The sequence below is a fragment of the Bradyrhizobium sp. CSA207 genome, assembly GCF_029051685.1.
Lineage (GTDB): Bacteria > Pseudomonadota > Alphaproteobacteria > Rhizobiales > Xanthobacteraceae > Bradyrhizobium.
In genome coordinates this window covers 92,652-116,684 of sequence record NZ_JAACFT010000026.1, presented here as the reverse complement: position 1 = coordinate 116,684, position 24,033 = coordinate 92,652, and the positions used below count along the sequence as shown (strand labels likewise).

Here is a 24,033-nt window from a genome sequence, read left to right as displayed (position 1 = left end):
ATGCTCCAGCGTATCCACGTTGACGCGGATCGACTGGTTGGCGATGCGGTCGCCCTCGGCGGCCACCTCGTCCGCCATCGACTTCTTGGCCGCGGGCTTGTCCTTGGCGGGCTTTGTCTCCTTGGCGGTTGCCTTGGCGACGGGCGCGGCAGCTGCCACGGCCGGTGCAGGCGCGGGCTCAACCTTGGCGACAGGCACCGGCGCTTCGATCGCGGTCTCGCGGAAGGCGCGCTCCAGCTCGTCCAGCGACACTTCGCCGGGACGCAGCGGCCGCTCCAGGGTCTGGTCGATCAGCGCGCCCTGGCGGGCGGGCGCAGCTTCCACTTCAGCCGGCGCTTCCGGCACCAGCGGCGGCGCTTCAGCAACGGGAGCCGCGGCAATCCCCGCCGCCATGACGGCCATGCCCTGCTCGACCATCGCTTCCAGCTTGTCGATGAGGTCGCGGTCGGTGCCCTCGGGCTCGGCTTCGGTCGCCTCCAGCCCGGCCAGAATCTCCTTGATGCGGTCGATCGAGGACAGGATCACCGTCACCGCCTGCCCGGTCACCGGCATGCCGTCGCGGAACTTGCCCATCAAGGTCTCGCCGGCATGCGCCAGCGCTTCCAGACGCGGCAAGCCCAAAAAGCCGCAGGTGCCCTTGATGGTGTGAACCAGGCGGAAGATGTTGTCCAGGATCTTGGCGTTGTTCGGCTCCTGCTCGAACTTCACCAGCTGATTGTCCACGGTGTCCAGGCTCTCGCTGGTCTCCGTCAGAAACTCCCGCAACAGATCATCCATGCGATACGCCTTACTAACCTGGAATCGCGGCCGAAACTCGGCCCTTGATCTCGTCGGCCGTGGCGGCCGTTCGCGACCGGCAGCTTTGCCAAGCGGAGGGCATCGCGCGCGTCACCTGCACGATCCTTCGAAACTGACGGACGCCCTCACCCTAAATCGTTAGACATCCCATTTCACGGCCACGTTAATTTCAGCCTCCGTGCTAATACGGAGATTGAAGACAAGTTTGCCATTTGACTGCCGGGGCTGGCGCGTTTCGGCAAAACCGGGCCGTCGTTTCCGGCACGAAGACGCTTTGGGTAAACGCGCGGCTAACGGCGGTGCGAGGTGTCCGGAAAAGCTGCGGCCGTGGCAGCGGATGCGCGTCTGGCACGCGAGCGGCACGGCTCTGCCGGCATCCGGCGTCTGTCGTGGCCACGACATCAGACCCGGCGCAGGCGGCGCGCACGATCTTCAGGCAAGGTAAACGAAGCCTTACCGCAGGCCCGCCGCCGGCGGCGAGATGCTAACCGAGACGCGCCGAAATCACGTCGCTGTGCTCCGACAGGCATTCGCTGATGGCGGCAAGCAGTGCCGCCGGCGTGAACGGCTTGCGCAGGCAGCGCGCCGCACCGAGCTCCAGCGCCATCCGGAGGAAGTCGGGCGCGGGCGAATTCAGATTTGCGAACGCGTAGCCCGACATGGCGATCAGCGGAATGGCCGGCGCGCGCTCGTGGAAGATCCGGATCGATTCGAACCCTCGCATATGCGGCATGAAGATATCGATAATCATCAGATCGAACCGCAGGTTTTCGAGCGCGCGAAGCCCAACGTCACCGCCGTCGGCAATCGTCACGCGAAAATTATTTCGCTGGAGATAGACTGCAAGCGGCCACACACTCAACCAGTTGCTGCAAATGCTCGATGCGGCAGGCTTTAATCTGCTGCGCCCCATCTCGCCCACGATTGAAATGGTCAGGGAACTGTCTTGGGCGGGGTGAGCGGCGCATTAAAGCACGTCTACGTCACGCACGGCGGATACGTTTCGATCACCATGGACCTGTCCGAAGGACAGTTGATCGAGGTGGCGATGCTGGGAACCCCGCTGTGAAAGCCCTGACGCAATCGTGCCGCATCCTGGTTACGCACAGTGCGGCGTGAGCAAACATCCGGAGCCGGACATCTTGTCCCAATTGCCAATATATCCCAACGAGAACATGATGGAACTTAATCGCCCAAAGAGCGATTTCGCGTCACGCGGTTCGCCGGCTCGGGAGACGGGAGGCAGCTTTGGAACCAATGGTGCGCCCAGCCAACGGTTTCTTGTCCGCGCTGTCGGCAGACGATTATGAACTGATCCGCCCGCATCTGCGCACGGTCGATCTACCCTACGACGCGGTGCTGGTGGAGGCCGGTGACACGCTCAGTCGCGCCTATTTTCCTCACCGTGGCGTCATCTCGCTGGTGGTCAAGCTCGCCAAGGGAGAGCATGTGCAGGTGGCCATGATCGGCCGCGACAGCCTGCTCGGGACGCTCTCGATCATGGGCGATGCATGCGCATTGAACACGGCAGTCGTGCTGGTCCCCGGCGTTGCATCCGCGATGGACCTCGACCGGTTGCGCGTCGCCGCCGATCAGAGCACCGCCCTGCGGACGTTGCTCACGCGCCACGGGCTGGCAGTCTACGCGCAGGTTCAGCAGGCCGCGGGCTGCAACGCCGCCCATCCCGTCGAGGCGCGGCTGGCGCGCTGCCTGTTGCACACCCACGACCTGTCCGGCGACTACCGCCTGCAGCTGACCCAGGAGGCGATGGCGCAAATGATCGGGGCGCGGCGCAACAGCGTGTCGCTGGTTGCCAATACGCTGCAACAGGCCAATTTCATCCATTACAGCCGCGGACACATCCAGATCCTCAACCTGGATGGGCTGCGGCAGACTGCGTGCGAATGCTACGCCACGGTGAAGGCGCAGTATGACAGGTTGCTCGGGCGCTGACGCGGCGCAGGCACATGGTAAACCAACTGCTGACGGCAGCCTGCAAACTCCACGCGTCGCGCTACCGGAACCGAAATCGGAATGGCGTAGATCACCCGAACGCTTCGCGCCGAGGGCTCGCGATGCGCATCACGACGGGCAATCGGGGGCGCAGCCATGTTTCAAGCCACTTTCGCCACTGCGCTCGATGCCGAGCCGCTGCTGGAACCAAATGCGTTCGATGCTCTCGTGCGCGAGATTGGCGAGGACGGCGCCGGCGAAGTCCGCGCCGTGTTCTGGAGCGAGACCTGCGCGCGCCTGAAACTGTTTCGTACCTTGGGACTGGAGCAATACCGCGCCAGGTTTGCGCGCGAAGCACATTCGCTCAAGAGCACAGCAAGCACGTTCGGCTATCTCCGGCTCGCGGCGCTGGCGCTGGCGCTGGAGAACACCGCAGAGACGCTCGGCGAGGCCGAATTTTACGATCTCCTGGCGCGGATGGATGCGGCCTACGCTGCCGCGCGACAGCAGGAACCGGAGGACTGACGACCCCGCGCGGAAGCCCGCCGTACTACTACGGTTTAGGATTTTCACAGATGGCTAATCATAGGTCGCGATAGTCGCGGGAAACCAGGAGGGTTTCCATGTTCACCTATGAGACTGCGGACCAGAAAGAAGTCCGTCGCTTCCGCATCGCTCAGTTCAACGGCCGGATGGCGACAGTACAGGCGGGTGAATCGACGGTGACGGGTTTCGTGCGCTCGGTGCTGGAGCAGGACTCGAGCATCCCCCCGCGCTGGATCATCACGATCATTCCGAGTGCGCCGAAGGAAGAGCCCAAGCAGCTGCGGCCGACCTCACGCGTGCGTCCGTTCTCCGAAGACTATTTCTGAGCGCGATCGGGTTCCAAGGCTCTTGCAAGTCTTGTCGCAAGTTTTGTCGCAAGTCTTGGCCGTGCTGCCGCCCTGCGGCGCAAGACAAGGACCTCAATCGATCGAATGCATCAGCGCCGCGCGGACAAGGTCCGCGGTGTTGCGCGCGCCGAGCTTGCGCATCGCCTCGGCGCGATGGCTCTCGAACGTGCGCGGGCTGATCTGCATCCGCAGCGCACCCTGCTTGTTCGAATAACCCTCGCTGATCAGCCCGAGCACCTCGCGCTCGCGCTTGGTCAGCCGCTTCTGGCCCGAGTTCGAGACTTCGGGGCCCTTGATGTGCGCCGGCTGCGGCAAGCGGCCGGCCTTCGATTCCGCACTCCCCGTCAAGGACGACTGGGAGAAGTCCCCCTTGTGAGAGCCGGCAAGCTGCTTGACCAGGCCACAAACGCGCTCGGTTTGCGCCAGCGCATTCTCCACCACCCGCTGCAAATAGGCGCGGTCGCCAGAGACCGGGGCGAGCTGTTCGCTGTGATGCTTGATCTCGCCCATGTAGAGCAGGAGCGCAGTCAGGGGACCGTTGAGCTCGCGGGCGATGGCGGCGGCCATCTCGTCGGCCGCCTTGGCGCGGGCAGCATTGAGCCGGACGAAGTCGAGCTCTTCAGGAGGAGAAGCGCTGCTTTCGTACCAATCCGACGGCAGCGAATCAGCGGCCGTATCATTCTGTGACTCCATGTCACTCGTTTATCGGAACCCGGGGTCATCTGTGGTTAACTTTTTGCTCCGTAAGACTACGGTGATTTTGTCAGTTTTATGCCAAAATGCCGGCATCGGCACAATTTATGCTTGCACAAAATCCCGCCGCACTACGCAAGGGTTGATAAATCCGCCCGCATCGCCGGAAGACAAGCGAAGATCGTCTTAACGATCGCGGCAATGCCGGATGTCCGCCGCCCCCGGATTTTACGGATAAATTAACGGCGACTTGCTTCTCTATGTCGCAATTGAGAGCGCGCAAATGCCTCCTCGCATTGGACCGGCAGGCCTGCGGGAATCGCTGCGGAAGATTGCGTGCCATGAATGAGGTCGACCAACTATCGGAATTCTTGCAGAGACTGACGCCGCTATCGCGCAGTTGTCTGCTCAGCGAACTCGAGCGGCTCGAGCTGTGCGGCGTCGACATGCCGGGCTCGTCCGAGGTCCAGGCCAAATTGAGAGCCGAGTTTCGGAAGGACGGGTCGAGCCAGGCGCGCGCCACCAGTCCCTCGCGCTATTTCTTTGCGCCGATCGAACTGCTGCTGATCGACGGCGCACCCGAGCACGCCAATGCGGGACGGATTTCGCGCAACACGCTGACCCCGATCTGGGAGTGGATCTGCCGCGACCTGCTGCCGACCATGGCGCGCGACTACATCAAAGCGATCAATGATCAGGTCGCGGCCAACAATCCCAAGGAAGTGCTGAAGGTCGCATCGACCTTCCAGACCAAGGTGGTGAAGGTTCTCGAAAACATCCTGGCCTCGCCCGACGGCGCCGAGCAGGCGCGAAGCAAGCTCGCACAATACACGGCGTCGCGCACCGCGTTCGACGACGTGGCGAAGATACTGCACGTGCTGCGCGCCGGCGATGCGCTGCGGAAGTTCGACGACAAGCTGCCCGAGAAGATCGCGAAATTCGACGATGGCCAGGTCGCGCAGATCACCGCACAGCTCGACGCTTTCAAGAAATCCCACCCGCACACGCTACCCTTTGCGCTGGCGCTGCTGGCGAGGCGCCTGAAGACATCCTGGCAGTTGGTGCGCCTCGCCACCAAGTCAGCCGCCAGCAAGAGCGCCGCCGACGTCGCCGCCACGCCCTATGCTTGCGTCGTCCCGATGGTGCTGGACCGGCTCGACGACAAGCGCCTCGCGCTTCGCGTCGCCCTCCGCAACAACCGGGTGCTCGTTGCGCGCGACCTGCTCGCCGAGATCTACGATACCGAATATGCACTCAAGGTCCGCATCGACGGCCTCGACCAGTCCGAATGGGGCATCCGGCTCCAGCACTTGATGGACGCGATCGCGGCGCTGGTGTCCGCCGAAGTCAGCCGCTTCCCCTCCAATGTCGGCCACATTCTCGGCTCGCGCCGTCTGCGCAGTCACGACACGCTCGGCGGCAAGCTCAGCTATCTGGCCTGGAAGGGCCGCGACGCGGTGCAGGACGGCGCGGCGGTGTTTCGAAAGCTGCTCGGACAAAGCTAGAGCACGACCCGGACCCGAAGGGCCGTGTTAGCGCAAAGTGCGCAGTGGCTTTCCGGCAGGATCATGCGCAAACAATACGGCGCGTTAGCGCGGCTCGCGCGGCAGGCTGAGGAAACGATCGAGAAATCGTCCTGACAGCACGAACCTGAACCACCAATATATCTTTCGCCGCGTCGTCATTGCTGCGATCCTTCGACAGCCCGCTCCCGGCCGCGGTGACCATTAGCGCAAGTGCAGCAACGCGCGTGTGAGCTGCTTCACACTGAGCCCGCCGCGTTCGGACGAGCCGTCGCGTAACTGTCACTGGCGTAGCCGTAATATGCGCGCATCGCGCGAGAGCGAGTTCGGCCCGGCCAAGCGTGTCGCTTCTACCCTCCGCAGCATCGCATCGAGCGATCGAAGTGGCTCGCGACGAGTTCTCTCCGGCTTATGATCACAGGGTCGCCAATAATCGAATACCGCCGTTATTCAATTGGGCGAAGCACGGATCGCTTCGTCCGATTGCAGGACACCAGCTGTGGCGCCTGCACGCGCCACGTCTTGAGGAAATCTCGTGAGATTGTCGCACCGCCGCGCGCAACGCGAGGACAGGCGTGAAAAGTTCTTCAACAGGATCCAGACAATTTTAGACGTGATGCGGGCTTTAACGTTACCCGGACAATTCAACAATTGCGCGGAAGTCTCCATATTTGAAGCTACCCCCATCGCTAACACACCGTCACGGAACGGGAGTGGCTTACGATGGACGATGGGATTGTTGAACTCGCTGCACGAAGGACCGTCACCTTCGGACGGCGAAAGGTGACGCCGCGCGCCTGCGTCGCCGACGGCAAGCGCCATCTGCGCGCGTTTCTCGCCGAGGTGCTCGAGGATCTCGGCTTCGTCACCACCGAATGCAGCAGTGCGGACGAGCTGCAGGCGGTGCTGACAAACGAACTGCCGGACCTGATCCTGCTCGGCATCGCCCCCGACGGCATCGAGCCGGGAAGGTTTCTGGAGACGCTGGTGCGCGAAGCATTCGACGGCAAGGTTCTGGCGGTCGGCGCCCGCGAGTCGATCATCGTCAAGGCTGTGCAGCAGGTCGGCGAGGAATATGGGCTTGCGATGCTGCCGCCGCTCACCACGCCCTTCGCAGCCGAGACACTGCGCGAGCGCGTCACGATGCTGCTGCCGGAGGAGCCGGCGCCGAGCCCGGCCGTGCATGTCGGCGAGGCCCTGCATGCGGGCTGGCTCGAGCTCTGGTATCAGTCCAAGATCGATGCGCGCACGCTGGTCCGCTGCGGCGCGGAGGCGCTGGTGCGGATGCGGCATCCGACCTGGGGCGTGGTGCCGCCCGCCTATTTCATCCCCGAGCCGCACGACCCGCACTTCCGCGACCTGTCGGAGTTCGTGATCGAGCGGGCCGTGCAGGACTGGCACTACCTGCTGGAGCGGCAGAGCCCGGTCGATCTCTCGATCAACCTTCCCGCGCCTTACCTGAAGGAGCCGCAGGCCGTGCGCGATCTCTGCCGCCGCGTGCCGACGCATCCGGCCTTCGGCGGACTGACGATCGAGATCGCCAGCGAGGAGGCGATCCGCGATCTCGAATTTCTCACCGAGGCCGCCCGCGAGATGCGCTTCCACAATATCGGCCTGTCGATCGACAATCTCGGCGCCAACTGGCCGGAGCTGATGGGTCTGGACAAAATTCCCTTTATGAAGCTGAAGGCTGACCGGCACTTCGTCACCGGCTGCGGCGATGACCGCCTGAAGCGAACGGTGTGCCGCCACATCGTCGAGCTCGCGCAGGGCTACGGCGTGCGCACCATTGCCGAGGGCGTCGAGAGCCGCGCCGACCTCGTGTCGGCGAACGAGCTCGGCTTCGACCTCGTGCAGGGCTTTCTGTTCGGCAAGCCGATGCCGCTGAAGAAATTTGCGAGGAGCACGCTGACGCGGACGGTGATCGAGTGATGTCGTTCGCGGGCCGGAAATTACGCTGTTACCGCGCGCACATCCGTCGTCGACCGCATGGAGCTCGCCTCACCACCCGGGCTGCGTGCCTCGGCCTGCTCGACGTGAAGCGCGAAACCGTTCGCGCCGGAATCCTCGAGCCCCGTGCGGAGCTGCATGCTCGGAATCAGGTAATCGCCGCCATTTTGGCATCGATAAGGAATGGGCGGGGTCGTCGCAAGCGTCCTCATCCTCTCGCGCAAAGGTTCGGCAATCGCCTGGAAACCGGCTTCGTCGAGTTTGTCGGCCTTATAGGCTACGAACGGCGGAAGGACGTCATACCCCGGATAATAGAGAATGCCGTGATTGATCGGGAACAGCAGGTCGTCGATCGGCCCGTTGACTCCGCGGGCCGAATAATGCTCCTGCCAGCCGCCGGCCGTCACGATCAGCATCGCGCGTTTGCCGGCTAGCGTGCCCTCGCCGTAACGGTCGCCCCACCGCTTGTCGCTGTGCTCGCCGACACCATACCCGAAACCGTAGGCGAACACGCGGTCGACCCAGCCCTTGAGGATCGCCGGCATGCTGAACCACCACAACGGGAATTGCAGGATCAGGACGTCCGCCCACAGCAGCTTCTTGATCTCAGCCTTGACGTCGGCGGTGAGCGTGTCGGACTCGAACGCCTGCTTGGAGGCTGCGGCGGGCGCCAGCCGCGCCTCCGTCGGCAGCGACGGGAAGTCGGCGCGGTCGACGTCCGATTTCCAACCCTGCGCGTAAAGGTCTGACACCCGCACCTCGTGGCCCTTGGCCTCGAGCTCTCTGACGGCAATATCGCGGAGCGAGCCGTTGAGGGAGCGCGGTTCGGGATGAGCGAGGACGATCAAGACTTTCATATCAGCACCACGGGTTTGATGATTTCCCCGGACCAGGTAGCGCGCCCGATCGCAATTCGGTAGATGTAGACAATGGATAGGATTGTGCCGGAAAATGGATAGATCGGACGTGACGCTCGAGCGCATGCGCAGCTTCGTGCGGGTCGCCGAGCGGGGAAGCCTGTCCGCGGTCGCACGCGAGCTTGGTCACGGCCAATCGACAGTGACGCGGCACATTCGGGAGCTGGAGCAAGCCGTCGGCGTGCCGCTGCTCACGCGGACCACGCGCAGTGTGAGAATGACGGAGGAGGGGCGCCGCTACTACGCCGACTGCGTGCAGATCCTGCGCCTGGTCGAGCAGGCGGGCGACGAGGCGCGCAGCACGCGCGGCGGGCCCGCCGGAACTGTACGCGTCTCCTGCACCGCGGCCTTTGGCGTGCTCCACGTCAGCCGTTTCATTTTCGCCTTCCAGGACCGTTATCCGGACGTGGCGGTGGATCTCAGCCTGACGGACGAGCGGATCGATCTTGTGCGGGAAGGTGTCGATGTTGCCCTGCGTCTGGGGCCGCTTACCGACAGTTCGATGAAGCTCAAGCGGCTTGGTCAGTCAGGGCGGGTGCTCGTGGCCGCCCCGGACTATCTGGCCACGCGCGGCAGGCCCACGCGCCCGCAGGACCTCGCCAACCACGAGGGAGTCAGGATGTCCAACATCGCCGGCAGCGACGTGCTCGTGCTGCACGGACGCCGCGGCGGCCGCCATGTGGTCCCGTTCGCCGGACGATTGCGCGTGGATCATGGGCTTGCCGCACGAGAGGCGCTCGCGGCCGGTCGCGGTATTGCGCCCGCCCATCTTTGGCTCGTCGGGGACCTTGTTGCCGCCGGCAGACTCGAGCTCGTGCTTCCGGACTACGCGCCGCCTTCCGTTCCGCTCAACATGCTGATTGTACCGGATCGGTCCGGCATCGCGCGGGTGCGGCTGCTGGTCGATTTTCTCGCCAAGGAGATCGCGCGGCTGCCGGGCATTGAAAAGCCGCAGCCGGGCAAGAAGTAAGGCCCCGTGAATTTGCATCACGCAAACCGCCGCGCGACGACGACGCAGACCACCACAAGCGCGGTCGCAGCAATCATGCTCCATGCAACCGGCTCGTGCAGAAGCAAGCCGGCAAGCGCCAGACCGAAGAACGGCTGCAGCTGTTGCAACTGACCTACGCGCGCGATGCCGCCGGTCGCGAGCCCGCGATACCAGAAGATGAAGCCGACGAACATGCTGAAGATCGAGACGTAGGCGAGCCCGATCCAGGCAGGGACGCTGACGCCGGCCCATGTCGAGGGCCAGGTCCAAACCGCGACCGGCACCATCAATGGCAGTGCCAGCAACAGCGCCCAGGAGATCACCTGCCAGCCGCCGAGGCGACGCGACAGCGCGGCGCCTTCGGCATAGCCGAGTCCGCACAGCACGATCGCGGCCACCATCAGCAGGTCACCGGTGACCGACGCGGTGCCGTCATTGGTCAGCGCGAAACCGGCCACCGTGGCGCTGCCGAGAACCGCGAACAGCCAGAACAGCGGCTGCGGCCGCTCGCCCCCACGCAACACCCCGAACACCGCGGTCGACAGCGGCAGCAGGCCGATGAAGACGATCGAATGCGCAGAGGTGATGTGCTGGAGCGCGAGCGCCGTCAGCAGGGGAAAGCCGATGACGACCCCGAGCGAGACGATGGCAAGCGACGCAAGATCGTTGCGCTCGGGCCGCGCCTGACGGAGCAGGCCGAGCACAGCTGCCCCCAGCAGCGCGGCGATGACGGCGCGGGCCGAGGTCAGGAATAGCGCGGAGAAGCCGCCGACCGCCACACGCGTTGCCGGCAGCGAAGCGCTGAAGATGATGACGCCCAAAAGACCATTCGGGAGCCCGTTACCCCAACCACCGCCCGCGGATTGCATGTCGCCTCGCTATTTTCGGGCGGCGATCCTCGCCCCGAACCGGTGGCGAAACCAGCGACAATCCAGTACAATCTAGCAAAATTGTATTGGTACGGAAGGCAATACAGCTTGGACGGCGAGGCGCGAACGAAGGGGCGGAGCGGAACGCGGACCGTCGACGTGATCAGCGCGATCCGCGCCAAGATCGCGGGCCGCGCACTCGGTTCCGGCGACCGCCTGCCGTCGATCCGCAGCCTTGCTGCGAGCATGAGCGTCTCGCCCTCCACCGTGGTGGAAGCCTATGACCGCCTCGCCGCCGAAGGCCTGATCCGCGCCCGTCGCGGCGCGGGCTTCTATGTGTCGCCGACGGTCATGCCGCCGCTGGCGCTTGCGGAGGTCGAGCCGCGCCGGGACCGGGCCGTCGATCCGTTCTGGGTGTCGCGGCAGTCGCTTGATGCCGACGCCGCGGTGCCAAAGCCCGGCTGCGGCTGGCTGCCGCCGGCCTGGATGCCGGAGGCAGCGTTGCGCCGTGCCGTGCGCGCGCTCGCGCGTGCCGATGCGAGCCTGCTAACCGACTATGGCAGCACTCGCGGTGCGCCGGCGCTGCGCCGGCTGCTGCTCGCGCGCCTCACTGAAGACGCGATCGAGGCGTCGATCGACCAGCTCGTGCTGACGGGCTCGGGCACGCAGGCCACCGATCTCGTTTGCCGTTTCCTGCTCCGTCCCGGCGATACGGTATTGGTCGATGATCCCTGCTATTTCAATTTTCGCGCGCTGCTTCGCGCGCATCAGGTGAAAATCCTCGGCGTGCCCTACACGCCGTCAGGCCCGGACGTCGCGCGCTTCGAAGCGATCCTCGCCAGCGAACGTCCCAGGCTCTACATCACCAATTCAGCGCTGCACAATCCGACCGGCGCGACGCTGTCGCTTCCGACCGCGCACCGGCTGCTCACCGCGGCCGCGGCGCACGACTTGACCATCATCGAGGACGATATCTTTGGCGATTTCGAGCCGGAGCGCTCGCCGCGCCTTGCCGCGCTCGACGGGCTAGCCCGCGTGATCCGCATCGGCAGCTTCTCCAAAACGCTGTCGGCGTCGGTGCGCTGCGGCTATATCGCCGCGCGCGCCGATTGGATTGAGCACCTCGTCGACCTCCAGGTCGCAACCAGTTTTGGCGGCCCCAGCCCGGTCGCGACCGCAATCATCGCGGGCGTTCTGGCCGGCGGCAGCTACCGCAAGCACATGGACGAGCTCAGGCAAAGGCTCACGCGGGCGCGGCGCGAGGTCGCGCGCAAGCTTCAGGGGTTGGGACTCGAGCCCTGGCTGATGCCGCGCGGCGGGTTCTTCCTCTGGTGTCGTCTGCCCGGCGAACGGGATGCCACGCAGGTTGCGCGCGCGGCGCTCGAAGAGGATGTCGTGCTCGCGCCGGGCAACGTGTTCAGCGTATCGGAGACGGCAACGAGCTTCCTGCGCTTCAACGTGGCCCAATCGAACGATCCGCGGATGTGGGACGTGATGCGGCGGGCGTTGAGGGCGCGGGCCGGATGACCCGCCGCTAATACCAGGGCTCGTCATAGACCGGCTGGCCGTCGAGCAGCAGCCGCTTGATGGCGGCGCGCCCTGACGGCAGCACGGAAGCGACCACCCGCAGCTTTTGCTGGTTGCGGGCCTGCTCGAGCTTCCTGCCTTCGCCTTCGGGCACGAAATAGCTTTCCAGGCCGTAGTGGATCGTCAGCTTGTCGCAGAAGGCGCGTCGGGGCGAGCCACAGGACGCGCCATAGGCGAGGCGGCCGCGGATCAGCACCTCGGGAGCCGTCACCGGCACGGGCTCGGCGTGCACCGAGACCGCCTCGTAGAGACCGCTGGCATTGGGCGCGAGCTTGACGAACATGACGGGATTGCGTTCGGCGGCCGGTTGGCCGGCGAGCGCGCCTGCCGGCAGTTGCGAGATGTCGTAGCGGAGCACGACATAGTCGCCGCGCAGGAGATCGCGGGGATCGACGGGCTGCGTCTGCAAGGTCACCTCGGTGCCGCCGCGCAGGATCTGCATGCGATCGGCGACCATCAGGATCAGCAGCGCACATTGAACCAGGATGGCGACACCGAACAGCACGGCTTTCGGAATGCGCTGCCAGAGTGCGATGAGGGGCGCGGCGGGCTTGATCATTTGTCGGTTCTCGGCAGCGCGCGATTGAGCGCCGTCGCAACCGCAACGGTGACGACACCGGCCGCGGCAAGGAAGGCCGAGCGGCGCAGCAGCGAGCCCTTCACCGCCCAGGTGATGCCGGCGATGACGCCGGCGATCCCGAGCCAGCCGGCGACGACTCGCGGACGCACCTCGTCAAGCATGCCGGAGACGGCAAGGCACAGCATCGCGCAAAGCAGGGCCGCATAAGCGAGCCAGGGATCACCCGCCTGAGACGCCGGCCAGATCGGCGCCGCAACCAGGACGAGCCCGATCGCACATCCTGCAACGGCTTCACCGATCCGGCTGGTGATCTTGGCAGACACAAACGCGAGGATCACACCCATAACCCCGCACAGGATCGCCCAAAGCGGCTGGGTTGGAGCAGAGCCATCCCGAATCCGGATGATGTCGTCGACCGTTGTCACCTCCAGCCCGGCCACAACGGCCAGCGAAAATGCTCCGTAAATCGACAGAACGGTCCCGAGCCGCAGCGCCCTCGGCGACGGCGCGGCGCCGATCGCGAGCCCGGCACCGAACAGCAGGGCCGCACCGTTCGCCAGCACGAATGACGGCTGGGCGCCATCGAATTCGAAGCGAAGCGCCGTCGCGATCCACCACGGAAGCACGGCAATCGCGACGAGATGGGCTGCGACGCGGGAATTCCACGCAAACGCGAGACCGGCGGCGATCAGCCAGACCATTACGAACGGAAGATGTAGGGCACCCGGCGCGTCATAGCTCCGCATGCAGGTCCAGATGCCGGCGGCCACGAGTGCAACGGCAAGGGCGCCGCGCGACCCGGTCAGCAGCGCTGTAGCAAACGCGCCGATCGACCACAGCAGCATGCCGCCGGCAAAGTCCTCGCCGAGATGGTACATCTGGCCGACCAAAGCGATGCCCGCGCCGAATATGATCGCACCGATGCTGGCGCAGAGATCGGCAAGAACGGTGCGGCCCGTCGCGGCGAACCAGGCTCCGAGACCGCCGGCGACGACCATGCCGGCAATCAGCATGGAGAACCGCAACAGCCGCGCGATCTCAGTCCAGTGCGCAGCGACGAAAGCGAGGAATGCGGCCGCGATCAAGAGGCCGCCAACGATGGCGACGACCACCGCGATGTTGATGCCGGGCGAGAGCGGCGGCAGCGCATTGCGGATACCGGCTGCGGCCGTCGGCGCGATCACGCCATCGGCTTCCCATTGCGCAAGATCAGCTTCGAGGTGCTGCCTGTAGGTTTTGTCGAACATCGTCGTGGATCACCGGCTCCCCGCCCGCCGGCGGCATTTTGCCAGGTCCGACCGCGCTGCTGCCGTCCGGGAGACGGTACCGTCGACATCGCGATGACCTGCGCTGTCGCGCAGACGATGCCCGGCCAGCGCGATGAAGCCTATCACCGCTCAGGTTGTAGGGGAACCAAGCTGTCGGTTGCTCCGCAGCACGACAGTGGGCCGCTTCGCATGGGATCGACGGGAAGGTGAATTTGCTTCGGTCTAAAACGGACCTCCGCCCCGGCTATCAGCGCATCGACACTCCCAGAAGCTTTCCTCGAGACAAACAACGCAGGTCTGTTCGAGGCGCTCCTTCAACGCCTGACGGGCGCGATGAAGACGAACGGTGAGGTTGTTGACGGTCACCCCAATATCCGCGGCGACCGCCTCCCTCGATTCGCCCGCAAGGTCTACCCTTCTGATGACTTCGGCATGCTCCGTCTTCAATAGCGAGAGATGCGCGTAAAGGCATTCGCAGACGATGGAGTCCCCCTCGGTGCCCTGATCGGCGGCGAGGCGATCATTCAGTTCGCTTGGAAACGGCGCTTCCCTCGATTTGCTCTTCGACGTCTGGCGGTGAAAATCAGCTATCGTGGTTGCCAGCACCCGGCTTAGCCAGCCGCGGACCGAGTCCGCGTCGCGAATATCGGTGGCGCGCTCGAGCGCGCGCAGGACAAACGCTTGCAACACTTCCTCGGCTTCCGCCTGCGTGCCGAAACGCCTCTGCAGGTAGTTCCGGAGACGATCGTAGCTCCCCACCAGGGCGGCCCGAACCATATGGTCCGACTCCAGGGCGACGGTCGCGGACGGCCCCGGTGGCTTTTCGCTTTGGGATGTCATGGCGAGCTGTCCTTGCATGCCAGCTTCCCGACATCGGCCGCGAGGCCACACCGACGCGTCGTCATGGCCGGGCCGAGATGCGGAACACCATCGTGATCGCCCCGCCTGCGAACGGGTCGGTCGTGACAGAGCCGGGCGCGCGATAGCTCCCTGAAGCGATGCTGGGCGGCGCGCCATGTGATGGCGAGTTCGGGCCTGACGCTCATGTGTGCATCGCTTGCGCGCAGAGTCGATGCGGCGGCGCGCGCCGCCACCCTATGCATAGGCATATTGGTTCCCTGAGAAGCTGTGAAATACGAGGAGCTACGCCCCTGAGCGGAGCGCGGCGGCCCAATATCCGGGTGCTATCTCAGGCGACGATGGGGGGCCGATAATGCCGGCTGCAGGTACCGTCATCGCCCATCAGGTCGGGCACGGACGCGCAGAGCGATCGTGGTGCAGCGAACTGCACGAACGAGGGAGCTTGAGGAGAAACTGCGCTGAAGCACAGCACAGAGCCGCAGCAACTGGCATGCCGCCCGCCAGGTTTGTCCTGATCGTCGTCACAATCCGCAGCCATTGCGGCATCATGCGAATGCGGCGCCAATGCGCCATGCGCATGCTCGTGCTCATGTCCGGCCACGAGTTCATCCGCACAGTGCATCGACAGATCGACCGGAACGGCGATCGCGAGTGATGGTGTCATCGACGCGAGCAGATAGGCGGCGGCGACAAGCCACCCCAACCATCTGCGCCTTGACACTCTCAGGCCATTCATCTCGCTGCCAGTCGCTCCAAGCCTGGAACATATAGTCGTGGTTGCACGGGCCGCCAACCAAAAACGATGCGCGATCCGCCGTGATGGCTTGCGCAGGGTAACTTCACAGCGCCAGAGCCGGGAGCAAGAGCTTCTAGATAAAATCTACTCTCCTCGACTGTAATAAACGGCAGCCGTTACCGTCGCATGCCCGTCAGTGATGCTTAAACCAGCCGACATCCTTGATGTCGTTGAACGAGTCTGTCCTGTGGCACAGGAAGCATTGAGTCACCGTGGCATGCTCCTGGCCGGTGATCATCCGGTCCATCATGATGAAATGCCCCATGTAGTGGCTCGGTGGCGCCTGATGGCACTGGGCGCACTCCTTCGACGTCGGCGACGGATGCAGGAACCCTGCGATCTGCCAGGACTCGAGCCCGTGACAGCCCGCACATTCCCGCCCGAACAGTCCACGATGCGGCTCCCGATTGCTGTGACAATTGGCGCAGTCGAGAGCCGCTCTTTCCCGTTCGTCAGGCTTGGGCAAGCTGAGAAACCGTCTGAGATCGTCTGCCATTTGATGGGCGATGGCCTGGGTGGACGTGTCCGAGCCTTGCCAAAACGCCCCTGTCCGCAGAAGAGAAGTGTGGTCCATTGCGGTTGGACGGACACCGCCCCGGTGTTCAAGGTGGCAACCGCGGCATTCCCGGCTGGTGGCGTGGAAAGCTGTCGATTGCCGGCCCAGTTCCTTGGCGGCGGTCGTGTGACAAGTGATGCAGGCGGTAGCTTCGACGCCCTTGGTTGGCGTGTGACAGCTCTCGCATCTGTCGGATAGAAACGCGTGCCGTTCGGAAAGGCGGCCTGGAGCGACGATTTCGGTCCAGCCCGAGACCGCCAGAGAACCGCCGCGATACAGACCGATGGATACGGCCGCCACGCCGGCAACGGCCAACGTCGCGACCACCGCATAGAGGATGTTCCGCGCGCTCACGCCAGCCACCGCAGCCCGTAATAGATCTCAGCGGCAACATGGAGCGCCAGCAGCGCATACATCGCGATGGCCGCAACCACGTGAAGGCCGATCCACTGCATGAAGACGCGCTTGACCGATTCATGAGATTCGATGGCGTATTCAAGATCGGAAATGCCGTCGACGAGCTGCAGCAGCGGCACGTCCTGCAGGGCCGCGGCGCTCACGGCAGCGCCATCGGAGGCTGCCGTATCGAGCGAGGACAGTATCAGCGCCGTTCGATCGTAAGCAGTCCTCAGCGTCGCAAGACGGGACTGCTGCGTGCGAATCTCGGCGGCGGTCCGCGGCAGGTAGTAGCGCCCGACGAATCCGGTAACCACCACGGTCAGCATGCTGGCGATCAGCGCGATGCCGAGCGAACTGTGAAACTTGTGGCCGGTGTGCAGCAGGGCCACGAAGGCTGCGACGATGCCCGCGTAGACGTGAAAGCTCAAGAGGATCCGCATCGACATCACGCGGGTCACGAGCCCCTTCAGGGCCTCGCTGTACTTCGCAAGCGGATAGATCAGAAGGAGAATCATCAAGGCTGCGGCGCATGCGCCGAGGGCAAATCCTGCCAGGCTTCCCGCAAATCGGTCATCACTGTGAAACAGGAAGGCGGGGACCAGAAACAACAGGCCCGCCAGGACGACATCGACGATCAGGCGCTCGCGTTCGCCCATATCAGGCCTCGACGACCAGATTTCCGACCGACTTTGCCTGGCACGCCAGGATGATGCCCTTGCTCTTGTCGTCCTCCGTCAGTGCATCCTGAATCTCCATCGTGACATGTCCTTCGAGCAGATGGGTCTTGCAGATGCCGCAGACGCCCGCGCGGCAGGAATAGTCGATCGGTACACCAACGTTCTCGGCCACCTCGAGAACGCTCCTGTCCGGGGGCAATGGCGCGACCTTGCCGGACCTGGCAAAGCGGATGGATGCCGTCGCCGGGCCGATCGCCGCTGCGACTTCACGACCGCCGTCGCCATTGGGCGTCGGCATCTCGACGACGGCCTTTCCCGGAGGAGGAACGGCGCCGCGGGCAGGCCCAAAGGCCTCGGTCTTGATCTGCGCGGGCGGCACGCCGAGCTCGCCCAGCGTCTTCCTGACCGCTTCCATCATTCCCGGCGGACCGCACAGGTGAACGCGGCGCTTTGCCAGATCGGGAACGGCTCTGCGCAGGAAGTCGGCCGTGATCTGGCCTTCGCTCCCCATCCACGACGTGCCCGCCGCGCGCACCATGGTGGCAGCGACGCGCAGATTGGTCATTCTTCGCTGCAGATATTCCAGCTCATCGCGAAAGATGAATTGCTCGGTCGTCTGCGCGCCGTAGACCAGATCGATCTGGCCCGGCCACGCGATATCCGAGAGATAGCGGATCGCCGCCATCAGGGGCGTGATGCCGACGCCGCCGCCGATCAGCACCACGCTCTCGGCCTCCGCGCCGGTGAAGGTGAAGGCACCGGAGGGCCCCATGACGTCGAGCAGATCGCCTTCCCTGACCTTGTCGTGCATGTAGTCGGAAAACAGCCCGCCATCTTCGCGCTTGATGGTGGTTTCGACATAGGCGGTCCGGGCGGCGGACGAGGCGATCGTATAGGAGCGCCTGACCGTCTTGCCGTCGATCTCCGCGGCATAGGTCAGAAATTGGCCAGGCAGAAACGAGAAGGGGATGCAGCCGCCGTCCGCCGCCTGGAGGCGAAACGTCTTTACGCCTGGCGTTTCCGGGTAGATGGCGGCGATCCTGAGCTTCCCCTTCCAGAACTCGCCAGGTCTCGCCGGGCCGCGGTGGAGGTCCGGTGCAGAGCCGACCTTGTCCAGGGTCGGCAATCCACCTCCACCCGCGCCGGATCGGCTCGTTGCCGACGTTACGCTGCTTGCACCGTCCGATGGGGAGGACGCGGGCGACGACGTCGGCGCCGGGACACGCATCAGCCTATCGACCAGCGCGTTGGCCCGCCGCATTCGCGCGACATAGACCGCGAGCATCCCCGCGGAGAAGATTGCAAGCAGCGCCATCGTCGCAACGTGAAACCAGGAGACTCCCAGCATCCCGTCCGTATCGACGAGCGCTAGCTGAGGACGGAGGTTCATCTGCGCCTTGAACCAGTTTTGCGCGATGTGCGGCGGCGACATCCCTTCAATGAGCGACCGCAGCACGGTCACGCCGCTCTGAACCCCATCGAGAGCATAGCGAATCCGCCCCGACGCCCGATCGGCCGCAACCACATCGCCTGCGGCGATCGCATGGCGCAGATCCATTTCGGCCGCAGCGATACCGTCGATCTCGCCGTTGATCCGCCCACGCGCCTGGGACTCGAGATTGCGCCGCTGCTCCGGGGAGAGCACCGGCATCTCCATCAATGACGGATAGAGCTCCTTGCGCGGGCGCCCCATCATCTCGCCCATCATGCCGGCGCCGGCATCACCCGAAGCATCCGACGAGCGACCACTGCCCGGATTCGCCGGACCATTGGGGTGCAACGCCCCCTCGCCCGCCCGAACCGGATGCATCCGGATGGTGCGCCGCGTGGCCGTCCTCCGCCTGGGCCGACTTCCAGCTTCGGCTGGCCTGCTCGGCCAGCGGCCTGCGGTCGGGAACGCCGCCCGATCCGAAGTCGCCAGCAAAGACCGCGCTCACTGCAAGGCAGCTTGCCAGAACAGCAAGCGCATTAAGGCCGCGCCGACATTCGAGAAGCGATCCCGACATGGCTTCTGCCCCGCGACGGGATCATCAGAACGTAGCAATCAGAGGCAGCAGGATCGCGTCCGCCGTCTGCCTCTGGCTCTCGCTCAACGACGCATAAAGCTGGTTGAACGCGGAGCGAGCCGACTTGATGGCCTCCAGGCGCTCGGACAGATGCCGCTCATAGTGCTCGAGCCGTTCGGTGCCGGCCATCTTGTCATCCGTCGCCAGCAGCTTGCGTGCTTCCAGGAGATGCTCGCGGCTGGAACGCAACGCATCCGCCAGACTGCTCCAACTGGCAAGCTGCTTGTCGGTGATCTGCAACTCGGCCTTGAGGAATGCGATCCGTCCCTCGAGCCGCTCCGTGACATCCGTCGGCCCGCTCGCGGCACCGGCGCCGGAAGATGAACTCATATGGCCACGCATCATCTTCTCCATCATTTGCATCATCTGCATCATACCGGAGTTCTGCTGGCAGCCGGTGCCCTGGCAATCCTGCGTCTGACCCGGCGTCTTCATCTTGTCGTCGTTCATGGGGCCTGCGCCCATGTTCTGCGGCTGGCCGCCGGATGGGCCCATGTTCATGTTCGGGGAATTGGACTGGTTGGGCTTCATCGGCATCTTGTCGTCGTCCATCATCGCAATCTGCAAGCGATCGGCAGCGGCGGCGCTCGCCGCCGGCGCCCCGATGGGAGCGAGTGCCACGACGACAAGTGCGGCCGAGCCAAGAAAGATCTTGTTCAGGTGAGTCATAGTTACGTCTCCAGGTTTTTGATGCTGATTGTCGCCGCCCGATGGGCTCGGCGGACGGTGCGCATGTCGAGGCGCAGACCATATAGACGCGCGATCGCCTCAAACATTACGTGCGTGAGCGATGGCTGTGAGTGTTGAGCCGCATGCCGCCTCCACACAGGCCAACTCACGATTGCAGGCCGCCGCGGTCCACGGATCGTCCATCGGGACAAACAAACCATCGGCAGTTGAGAACTCATAGGCCGACCCGATCCGCATCGTCGGCCACTGCGCGCCGTTGCCAAGGCCAACGACCCTCGATCTCGATCTGGAGCGAGAAGCTCAAGAACGTACGAATCACGATGATCAGCGCCAATATGCCAAGCCGTCCGAATGACGGCACGATCGCGACCATCCCGATGATGTCGGCCGCAATCAGAAACTCCAGGCCGAGCAGGATGCCGCGGCCGAGACTAGCGCGATACGAGCGGAGCGCATCGGTGAACCGTCCACGCCGCATTTCGCCAAACGACCACACCGTCGCGCCAGCGACGCCGCACACGATCACGACCACGCCAAGCAGTTCGATCACCGACGCAATCCAGTGAACGCCATGCAGGATGGCGCCCTGCGTCTGCTCGGTAAATATCAGTTCGGAAGTTATCATCCGCAACTCCCCGCATGCTCCCAAGACGCGAAGCCGATTTCATCCCTCATCGCTCTGCCCTTTCGGTCTTCCGCCTCAAGGAAGATCCTTGTCGACCCGCTTCGACCAGGTTCGGTATTCGGCGACGATCGTCATGATCCAGAGTCCGGCGGCACCGACCATGAGCTGGGCCAGGACTCCCTCTGATCCGAGCTCAAGCAGGAAATGCGCGATGAACGACAGGAACAGGCCCACGCAGAAGACAGGCAGCGACTGCTGACCGCATCTGATCAGCGGCTTGAAGATCGGCCATTTCAGGCCGGGCCAATCGATCGGAATGAGCCAGACGACGATGAACACAAGGCTTGCCAGATGGATCACACGATACGGAGCAAGGTTGGTCTTGTCGTTTGGAATGAAGATCCCGGCCACGCCGTCGGGAATAAGCTCGCGCAATTCGGGGATACGCTCGGCGAGCGTCACCACGAGCGCGAACAGGAGAAAGCCGACGCAAAAGACACGGAGAATACGAGAGTGCAGCAGGTCCCGGCTGGCTGTCGCTCCCCCCAGCGCGAGCCAGGCGCCGAACACGAACAGCAGATGCCAAGTGAACGGATTGAAATACCAGACCCCCGCCGGATAGGACGCGAAGTGCCAGCCGTAATGGCGGGCGGCCAGATAGAAGCCGACCGAGACGATCATCACGGCGTTGCGCCAGCGCAGCATGAACCAGAGCACAACGGGAAATGTCGCCATCAACACAATGTAGAGTGGCAGGACGTCGAGATTGAGCGGCTTGAAGTTCAGCACCAGGCCCTGCGAGAGCGTCTCGACCGGAAAGTTCATCAGCGGCGCGACGTTGAACTGATCCATCAGGTGCAGGTCGTCGAACCTGTGCGCAAGGTAGTGCACGGCCGTGAGATACAGGAAGAACAGGAGCAGATGAGCGACATAGAGCTGCCACACCCGTCGCAGCAGCCTTGTCGCACCGATGACGAAGCCGCGCTCCGACATGATCCTGCCGAACACGAAGGTCGCGGTGTAGCCGGAGATCAGCACGAACAGATCAGCTCCGTCGCTGAAGCCGTAATTGCGCGTTGTAAACCAGGCGAGCAGCGTATCCGGAATGTGTCCGAGAAAGATCAGCCAGTTCGCCAGGCCGCGAAACAGATCGAGGCGCACGTCGCGTTCGGACCTCGGCAGCGCGGATCGGACGGTAATGGCTTCCCAGACGCGGCGGCGCACGAGAACCGCAACCTGCAAGGTCCAACCGGGCGCGCGGTCAATGCTCTCGTCCGTCAATGTCGCGGTCTCCAATTCTTCGATGGCGCGGAAGTCGCTCGTGGATTCGCTGGCGAACGAGCATGGCGACGCTAGGTCACTCCACCGGCGCGCGTTTGACAGACATCAAACGAGAGAGCAGCGCCAGCCGAATCTATTTTTCGTCTGGCCGCGTAATGAATCGACGCGATCGTCGTCATCACGACCACGTCCAGCTCAACGCCAGACCGCAGAAGCGCCTGCCGTGCGACACGCCTCACCGCAAGCTGCGGCACTTGGGACCTGTAATGAAAATCAACCTTCGCCGCCGCGACAAACTTCGGCGCAGCCACGGTGACGGCGATCGCGATGATCTAATGATTGAGTCGTCGCGGGCTCGAAATTCCGCCAGCGTGGCGATATTCACGCCGAGACTCGCCGGAACGCCTGGAGAATCCACATGCGAGATCGAGCCCGCAATTCTGCAATATGAAATGAATTTTTTTCTGTAAGAATATCGGTCGTCGCCGTCGACCGCTTCAACTCGACGATTTGCGCATCTGCGGGAACGATGCCGCGAGAGGTCGCTTGATCTGTCTCAACCTGCGCGGCCTGCCTTCCGGTTTGGTTGTGCTCGGTCAAACACCTGGTTTGATTGCTAGAGACCAGCAAGGTCGACAGGAGAAACAAAATGCGTTCCTACAAGCTGATCATCGCCGCTGCTGCTATGTCCTTCGTAGCGCTCCCGGCCATGGCGCAGACGAGCTCCTCAAACGAAGAGAAGAACGGCCATCACTATTCCGGCGGACCGAAGACCGAAGTCCCTCATCATATGGGGAAAAAGGAGAGCATGGAGGCCAAGAACGGATCGGGCGGCAGCCACCACTACAGCGGCGGACCGAAGACCGAAGTCCCGCATCACATGGGGCCAAAGAAGGACCAGTGATCATCGCCCGTCGATCCTGCAATTCCGGGAATTGCAGGATCGCTGCGCGCTCCGACGTGACGCGTTCGATCGAGCCGCGGCTCTGGGGCGCGGAGCGTTGAAGGCGGCCCCGACAAGTGACCGGGGGCGAAGCGAGCCCCGAAGCGCAATCGATCGCAGTTCGAGACCGCGATCAACCGGCCAGGCTTCGCTCGCGGATCGCTTGCGCGCCCGCCAGAATGCCGCGCTGCAGCGCGCGCGCCGCGGGTGACAGGTCGCGGCCGATGCGCCAGATCAGATAGAGCTCGCGCTCGATCACGGGATCGACCAGCTTGCGCCAGGTCAGCACGGGATGGCTGGCCTCGGGCCAGGCGAGACTCGGCAATGGCGCCACGCCAACGCCGGCTTCGACCAGCGCCAGCAGCGTCGCCGGATGCTCCGCCTCGTGGATCGGCGTGCCCTGACCGAGCTCGGCAACACTGCGTTCGATTTCGAGCCGGATGCCGGTGCCGCTTGCCATCACCACGAGGCCTGCTTTCGACGCTTCCGCCCAGCTCACGGCCTCGCGCTCGCTGAGCGGATGATCGCGGCGCATCACCAGCGCAAAATTGTCGACGAGCAGGCGCGTGGCGTCGAGCTCGGGATCGTCGCCAGGGACGTTGGCGATGCCGAGATCGGCATCGCCGCTACGCAGCACGGCAAAGATCTGGTGCCGTGAAATCTCCTTCAACGTCACCGCGACCATCGGGTGCTCGCGCTGAAACGCCGCGAGCACGCGCGGCATCAGCCGCAGCGCCACTGACGGTACGCAGGCGACGGTGACGTGACCGCGGCGGTGCTCGCGCAGGTCGCGCAGATCCTGGAGCTGGCGGTCGAGATCGGCGAGCAGGCGCTGGATGCCCGGCATGAAATCCGCGCCGACCTTGCTGAGCTGAAGTTTTCGCGTGGTCCGGTCGAGCAACCGCACCCGCAATCCGTCCTCGAGCTGGCGCACCGCCTGGCTCACGGCGGATTGCGACATCCCGAGCGCGCGCGCCGCGGCACTAAAGCTGCCGGTCTCGACGACACGGACGAAGGCGCGGAGTTGTTTCAGGTCGAGTTGATCTATCAGCATAGCTTATAAATATATCTCTCTATTCTGGATTGTTAATGAAAATCTCAAATGCAAGGATTTTGG

25 protein-coding genes are annotated in these 24,033 nt (G+C 64.0%); 9 read left to right on the top strand and 16 right to left on the bottom strand.

Annotated features, from left to right (window positions below):
• Together GWG65_RS27450 and GWG65_RS27445 are read right to left on the bottom strand one after the other, a co-directional pair.
• On the bottom strand, positions 1–777 hold a 777-nt coding region (locus GWG65_RS27450; RefSeq protein WP_275198688.1), incomplete at its 3' end, for an Hpt domain-containing protein.
• 505 nt (positions 778–1,282) lie between these two features.
• The gene (locus tag GWG65_RS27445) at positions 1,283–1,660 is read right to left on the bottom strand and encodes a response regulator (RefSeq protein WP_275198687.1); all 378 of its coding nucleotides are present in this window, start codon (positions 1,658–1,660) and stop codon (positions 1,283–1,285) included.
• 395 nt (positions 1,661–2,055) lie between these two features.
• On the opposite strand from GWG65_RS27445, the gene GWG65_RS27440 reads away from it, so the two are divergent.
• The 3 genes from GWG65_RS27440 (at position 2,056) to GWG65_RS27430 (ending at position 3,623) form a co-directional block, all read left to right on the top strand.
• The gene (locus GWG65_RS27440; RefSeq protein WP_275198686.1) at positions 2,056–2,751 is read left to right on the top strand and encodes a Crp/Fnr family transcriptional regulator; all 696 of its coding nucleotides are present in this window, start codon (positions 2,056–2,058) and stop codon (positions 2,749–2,751) included.
• 156 nt (positions 2,752–2,907) lie between these two features.
• Positions 2,908–3,276 (top strand): Hpt domain-containing protein, encoded by a 369-nt coding sequence (locus GWG65_RS27435; protein ID WP_275198685.1) that lies wholly within the window; start codon positions 2,908–2,910, stop codon positions 3,274–3,276.
• A 98-nt stretch (positions 3,277–3,374) separates the two neighbouring features.
• Positions 3,375–3,623 carry a hypothetical protein gene (locus GWG65_RS27430; protein WP_275198684.1) on the top strand — a complete coding sequence of 83 codons (249 nt, stop codon included), beginning with the start codon at positions 3,375–3,377 and terminating at the stop codon, positions 3,621–3,623.
• A gap of 93 nt (positions 3,624–3,716) precedes the next feature.
• Here GWG65_RS27430 and GWG65_RS27425 read toward each other — a convergent pair whose 3' ends face one another.
• On the bottom strand, positions 3,717–4,337 hold the full coding sequence (locus GWG65_RS27425) for a helix-turn-helix transcriptional regulator (protein ID WP_275198683.1): 621 nt from the start codon (positions 4,335–4,337) through the stop codon (positions 3,717–3,719).
• Between the two features lie 341 nt (positions 4,338–4,678).
• Between GWG65_RS27425 and GWG65_RS27420 the strand changes: the two genes are divergently transcribed.
• Entirely contained in the window at positions 4,679–5,842 is a 1,164-nt protein-coding gene (locus GWG65_RS27420) for a hypothetical protein (RefSeq protein WP_275198682.1), read from the top strand.
• Positions 5,843–6,583: 741 nt separating this feature from the next.
• Positions 6,584–7,792: an EAL domain-containing response regulator gene (locus GWG65_RS27415; RefSeq protein ID WP_275198681.1), complete on the top strand. Its 1,209-nt coding sequence runs from the start codon at positions 6,584–6,586 to the stop codon at positions 7,790–7,792.
• Between the two features lie 20 nt (positions 7,793–7,812).
• Here GWG65_RS27415 and GWG65_RS27410 read toward each other — a convergent pair whose 3' ends face one another.
• Positions 7,813–8,667 (bottom strand): NAD(P)H-dependent oxidoreductase, encoded by an 855-nt coding sequence (locus GWG65_RS27410; protein WP_275198680.1) that lies wholly within the window; start codon positions 8,665–8,667, stop codon positions 7,813–7,815.
• Positions 8,668–8,761: 94 nt separating this feature from the next.
• Between GWG65_RS27410 and GWG65_RS27405 the strand changes: the two genes are divergently transcribed.
• Positions 8,762–9,697: a LysR family transcriptional regulator gene (locus GWG65_RS27405; protein ID WP_275198679.1), complete on the top strand. Its 936-nt coding sequence runs from the start codon at positions 8,762–8,764 to the stop codon at positions 9,695–9,697.
• A gap of 17 nt (positions 9,698–9,714) precedes the next feature.
• On the opposite strand, the gene GWG65_RS27400 is transcribed toward GWG65_RS27405, so the two are convergent.
• The gene (locus GWG65_RS27400) at positions 9,715–10,587 is read right to left on the bottom strand and encodes a DMT family transporter (RefSeq protein WP_275198678.1); all 873 of its coding nucleotides are present in this window, start codon (positions 10,585–10,587) and stop codon (positions 9,715–9,717) included.
• Positions 10,588–10,695: 108 nt separating this feature from the next.
• Between GWG65_RS27400 and GWG65_RS27395 the strand changes: the two genes are divergently transcribed.
• Complete coding sequence (locus tag GWG65_RS27395) at positions 10,696–12,114, top strand: PLP-dependent aminotransferase family protein (RefSeq protein WP_275198677.1); 1,419 nt, start codon at positions 10,696–10,698, stop codon at positions 12,112–12,114.
• A 7-nt stretch (positions 12,115–12,121) separates the two neighbouring features.
• On the opposite strand, the gene GWG65_RS27390 is transcribed toward GWG65_RS27395, so the two are convergent.
• The 10 genes from GWG65_RS27390 to GWG65_RS27345 all read right to left on the bottom strand — a co-directional run bounded on the left by GWG65_RS27390 (position 12,122) and on the right by GWG65_RS27345 (position 21,973).
• Positions 12,122–12,733: a GDYXXLXY domain-containing protein gene (locus tag GWG65_RS27390; RefSeq protein ID WP_275198676.1), complete on the bottom strand. Its 612-nt coding sequence runs from the start codon at positions 12,731–12,733 to the stop codon at positions 12,122–12,124.
• Positions 12,730–14,001 (bottom strand): DUF2157 domain-containing protein, encoded by a 1,272-nt coding sequence (locus GWG65_RS27385; RefSeq protein ID WP_275198675.1) that lies wholly within the window; start codon positions 13,999–14,001, stop codon positions 12,730–12,732. Before GWG65_RS27385 ends, GWG65_RS27390 begins: the two co-directional genes overlap by 4 nt.
• A gap of 243 nt (positions 14,002–14,244) precedes the next feature.
• Positions 14,245–14,880 (bottom strand): sigma-70 family RNA polymerase sigma factor, encoded by a 636-nt coding sequence (locus tag GWG65_RS27380; RefSeq protein WP_275198674.1) that lies wholly within the window; start codon positions 14,878–14,880, stop codon positions 14,245–14,247.
• A 331-nt stretch (positions 14,881–15,211) separates the two neighbouring features.
• A complete protein-coding gene (locus GWG65_RS27375) occupies positions 15,212–15,586 on the bottom strand; it encodes a hypothetical protein (RefSeq protein ID WP_275198673.1) in 375 nt (124 codons plus the stop codon).
• A 226-nt stretch (positions 15,587–15,812) separates the two neighbouring features.
• Entirely contained in the window at positions 15,813–16,589 is a 777-nt protein-coding gene (locus GWG65_RS27370) for a cytochrome c3 family protein (protein ID WP_275198672.1), read from the bottom strand.
• A complete protein-coding gene (locus tag GWG65_RS27365; RefSeq protein WP_275198671.1) occupies positions 16,586–17,290 on the bottom strand; it encodes an iron reductase in 705 nt (234 codons plus the stop codon). Before GWG65_RS27365 ends, GWG65_RS27370 begins: the two co-directional genes overlap by 4 nt.
• Before the next feature lies 1 nt (position 17,291).
• The gene (locus tag GWG65_RS27360) at positions 17,292–19,121 is read right to left on the bottom strand and encodes a 2Fe-2S iron-sulfur cluster-binding protein (protein ID WP_275198670.1); all 1,830 of its coding nucleotides are present in this window, start codon (positions 19,119–19,121) and stop codon (positions 17,292–17,294) included.
• A 220-nt stretch (positions 19,122–19,341) separates the two neighbouring features.
• Positions 19,342–20,046, bottom strand: coding sequence for a Spy/CpxP family protein refolding chaperone (locus GWG65_RS27355; RefSeq protein WP_275198669.1), 705 nt, complete (start codon positions 20,044–20,046; stop codon positions 19,342–19,344).
• 235 nt (positions 20,047–20,281) lie between these two features.
• Positions 20,282–20,692 carry a DUF1622 domain-containing protein gene (locus GWG65_RS27350; protein WP_275198668.1) on the bottom strand — a complete coding sequence of 137 codons (411 nt, stop codon included), beginning with the start codon at positions 20,690–20,692 and terminating at the stop codon, positions 20,282–20,284.
• A 75-nt stretch (positions 20,693–20,767) separates the two neighbouring features.
• A complete protein-coding gene (locus GWG65_RS27345; protein ID WP_275198667.1) occupies positions 20,768–21,973 on the bottom strand; it encodes an OpgC domain-containing protein in 1,206 nt (401 codons plus the stop codon).
• A 62-nt stretch (positions 21,974–22,035) separates the two neighbouring features.
• Here GWG65_RS27345 and GWG65_RS27340 point away from each other — a divergent pair, with 62 nt between their 5' ends.
• Together GWG65_RS27340 and GWG65_RS27335 are read left to right on the top strand one after the other, a co-directional pair.
• Positions 22,036–22,443, top strand: a complete 408-nt coding sequence (locus GWG65_RS27340; protein WP_275198666.1) for a hypothetical protein — start codon at positions 22,036–22,038, stop codon at positions 22,441–22,443.
• A gap of 179 nt (positions 22,444–22,622) precedes the next feature.
• Positions 22,623–22,877, top strand: a complete 255-nt coding sequence (locus tag GWG65_RS27335; protein ID WP_275198665.1) for a hypothetical protein — start codon at positions 22,623–22,625, stop codon at positions 22,875–22,877.
• Between the two features lie 172 nt (positions 22,878–23,049).
• On the opposite strand, the gene GWG65_RS27330 is transcribed toward GWG65_RS27335, so the two are convergent.
• A complete protein-coding gene (locus GWG65_RS27330; protein WP_275198664.1) occupies positions 23,050–23,970 on the bottom strand; it encodes a LysR family transcriptional regulator in 921 nt (306 codons plus the stop codon).
• Between the last annotated feature and the right edge of the window lie 63 nt (positions 23,971–24,033).